The sequence below is a fragment of the Chlamydiota bacterium genome, assembly GCA_016178055.1.
In the GTDB taxonomy this organism is placed as follows: Bacteria; Auribacterota; JACPWU01; order JACPWU01; family JACPWU01; genus JACOUC01.
In genome coordinates this window covers 1-2,471 of record JACOUC010000063.1, presented here as the reverse complement: position 1 = coordinate 2,471, position 2,471 = coordinate 1, and the positions used below count along the sequence as shown (strand labels likewise).

Here is a 2,471-nt window from a genome sequence, read left to right as displayed (position 1 = left end):
TTTGGGCGCATGGTGGTGAATAAGAATAAGTCCTCTTTTGCCAAATTGAGGCGGCTCCTCTTATCTTATCATGCGCTCTTTTATGATCTGAATTTGGTAAGATTTCAATAAATATTACGATCAGAGTGTGGGAAAGCACACATAGAACGAGACAGGACTTTGTGACTCCTCTTCCCTTTTCCTTCCTCCTTCTAAATCCAAATCCGCTTCACCGTTTTTTTGGACGGCAAAAAAACGGTGCGAGGGAATGGGAAAGAGAAGGAGGTAGGTTTTACTCATCCCGAGGCGCTTACGCCTTTTCTTTTGCCGAGTGGTGAGTGAAACCGAAGGAGGAAGGGAAAGGGAAGGGGAAATTTAGCTTCCAAAAACCCATAAGAGAAAAGGCCAAAGTCAAAAATACTTTTCTGCGGCAAGGGCGGGCGGGGGGATAGATAAGCTCCTTATAACTCGGGAGACTTTTCTTAAGCCGATAAACATTGGTTTGAGCTCTATCCCATTTTTTCTGGGTCTACGGCCCAAGATAAGATGAGTGGTGGCGTAATCACGAAAATTTGCGCAAACATTTTTGGCTAAAACTTTATTGAGGGGATGATTTAGGACGGGTGAGACCTAATTGTATTAAAGCGCAAAAGGAATTAAATATTTTTAATTTTTCTACGGGCGGCTTCATGAAATGAAAGGGAATGGCCTGGGTTAGGCGTTTTTTCTAGAAGGGCATCTAAATAATAGAGCAAAGCCTTTTGATCTTTTTTTGAAAGAAGTTCAATTTTTTTTATCTTTCTCCAAAGGGAGGCATATTGGGAATTATTTTGTTCTTTGAGTTGTTTCAGGCCAAGAAGTTCATCTGCTGAAACCTGCAGGGCCTTGGCCATGGGAATTAACAAATGGGCTGGAGGAAATTTTGTCTCTCCCTCGTAATAAGCAATGACACGGTTGGAGACACCAACCTTCTCACCCAAAACCTGTTGGGTCAGTCCTTTTGCTTTCCGTAGAGAGGTCAATCTTTTTCCAAAATCTGAGATTGTTGTTGGTCTCTTCATAATCTTTGGTTCATTTATACTATGAGTTTTAATTATTAAGTAATTTTCCGTTGACATATAATTACGAATATCGTAATTTATCAAGTAATCTTTTGGAAGCACTAGAAAAGCTCATTTTTTATTTGACAGGTTTTAAAAAAGAAGGCCATCCGTCGGAATCTTGGCAGAGTCAACGGATGGCCAGATGGACAAGAAAGAAGAGCATGACGCCCTTTTTCTATGCCCAGAATGATTATAACGAAGGCCCAAGATTTTTCAAGGAGGTTTTATGAATAAATCAGAAATCCTCGACCGAATCCGAAACCGACTCAGCTTGCCCAAGGCGTTCCTCCAAGTGATGCATCGAATGGACTCGCAATGCACTCAGGTGTGCTTTGTTTAATTGACATCGTAAAACGAGCCAAATTGTCATCGTCTTGAAAAAGGGGGTAAAGGAGGGGTTTTACCGAATTGCCAGAAATTTTGGAGAAGAATTTATGGCAAGACGGGTCAGTGGGTCCAGGAGGGCACACAACCCCTGTCAGCAATAGGACCCTGTTGACAGGGATTTTAAATGGTTTATAATCTGATATGTATAATAGAAATCAGAAAAGGAGCAATGAGAATGCCGTCACTCTCCAAGAGGAGCAAGCTAAGCGAGGTCATTCGTGGATCGCTTGTTATCATGAAGCGCGTTTGCGGGAAGAAGAACTGTAAATGTGTGAAGGGATATCGGCATGAATCGCTTTACATCTCACAGGGAGTTAAGGGCAAGACAAGAATGATATACGTTCCAAGAAGTTCTGGTAAAAAGGTTCGTCAATACGTGGAACATTATCACGAGATTAAAAAGTTCCTAGATGAGAGTTCCAAAGAGAACATTAAAAAACTATATAGAGGGATCATTCAACCGTGAGGGATCAGAATCGTCATAGCTTCGTGGAACGATTTATGTTGGATGCGGATAAAGAAATCTATTGAGTTGCCGCGAGATCGGTCAAATTTATGGAAGAAGAAGTTATATTTAATGACAACACCCGGGAATTGATCAATGGCAAAGTTATCATATTCGAGCTTACGTAAAGAGAAGCCCCTTTTGGCAAGAAGAGGGGCGAGATAAACCTTGCGAGCTTTTTGGATTTGTTGTTTAGACCAGGTCACGGGAGCTTCTCCAATGGGGTTGAATGAGGACGCGATTAACGATCTCCAGATCGACCTGTTTTTTTCGATCACGGACGGCCTCGATGAGAGAAGAGAGCGAGAGATTACGAGCCAAGCGCAGGAAACCCTCGCTGGCCCTGGCGATAAGGGAGAGGGCATCCTCACAGAAGGTATGATGACCGAGTTTAACGCAATCGAGCTCTCGCAAGATAAAATCAGAGATTTGATCGGGATTGAGTTTAGGAATGATGACAGAATAAGTGACACGGGACTTGATATCGTGATTGATGG

The 2,471-nt window shown here is 42.4% G+C and carries 4 protein-coding genes; 1 reads left to right on the top strand and 3 read right to left on the bottom strand.

Features of this window, described 5'->3' with window-relative positions:
- Nucleotides 1-635: 635 nt before the first annotated feature.
- Nucleotides 636-1,040: a helix-turn-helix transcriptional regulator gene (locus tag HYS07_09305; GenBank protein ID MBI1871374.1), complete on the bottom strand. Its 405-nt coding sequence runs from the start codon at nucleotides 1,038-1,040 to the stop codon at nucleotides 636-638.
- Between the two features lie 553 nt (nucleotides 1,041-1,593).
- Here HYS07_09305 and HYS07_09300 point away from each other — a divergent pair.
- On the top strand, nucleotides 1,594-1,935 hold the full coding sequence (locus HYS07_09300; GenBank protein ID MBI1871373.1) for a hypothetical protein: 342 nt from the start codon (nucleotides 1,594-1,596) through the stop codon (nucleotides 1,933-1,935).
- Here the strand turns inward: HYS07_09300 and HYS07_09295 are convergent.
- Both HYS07_09295 and HYS07_09290 read right to left on the bottom strand, forming a co-directional pair.
- The gene (locus HYS07_09295) at nucleotides 1,926-2,180 is read right to left on the bottom strand and encodes a hypothetical protein (protein MBI1871372.1); all 255 of its coding nucleotides are present in this window, start codon (nucleotides 2,178-2,180) and stop codon (nucleotides 1,926-1,928) included. The two genes, HYS07_09300 and HYS07_09295, sit on opposite strands and share 10 nt — an antisense overlap.
- Nucleotides 2,167-2,471, bottom strand: a 305-nt coding sequence (locus HYS07_09290) for a hypothetical protein (protein ID MBI1871371.1), incomplete at its 5' end; no start/stop codon positions are given. The genes HYS07_09290 and HYS07_09295, both read right to left, overlap by 14 nt.

What these genes read in the sequence shown, in the direction of transcription:
- HYS07_09305 (MBI1871374.1), bottom strand. Translation starts at nt 1,040, where the DNA reads ATGAAGAGACCAACAACAATCTCAGATTTTGGAAAAAGATTGACCTCT.
- HYS07_09300 (MBI1871373.1), top strand. Translation starts at nt 1,594, where the DNA reads ATGGTTTATAATCTGATATGTATAATAGAAATCAGAAAAGGAGCAATG.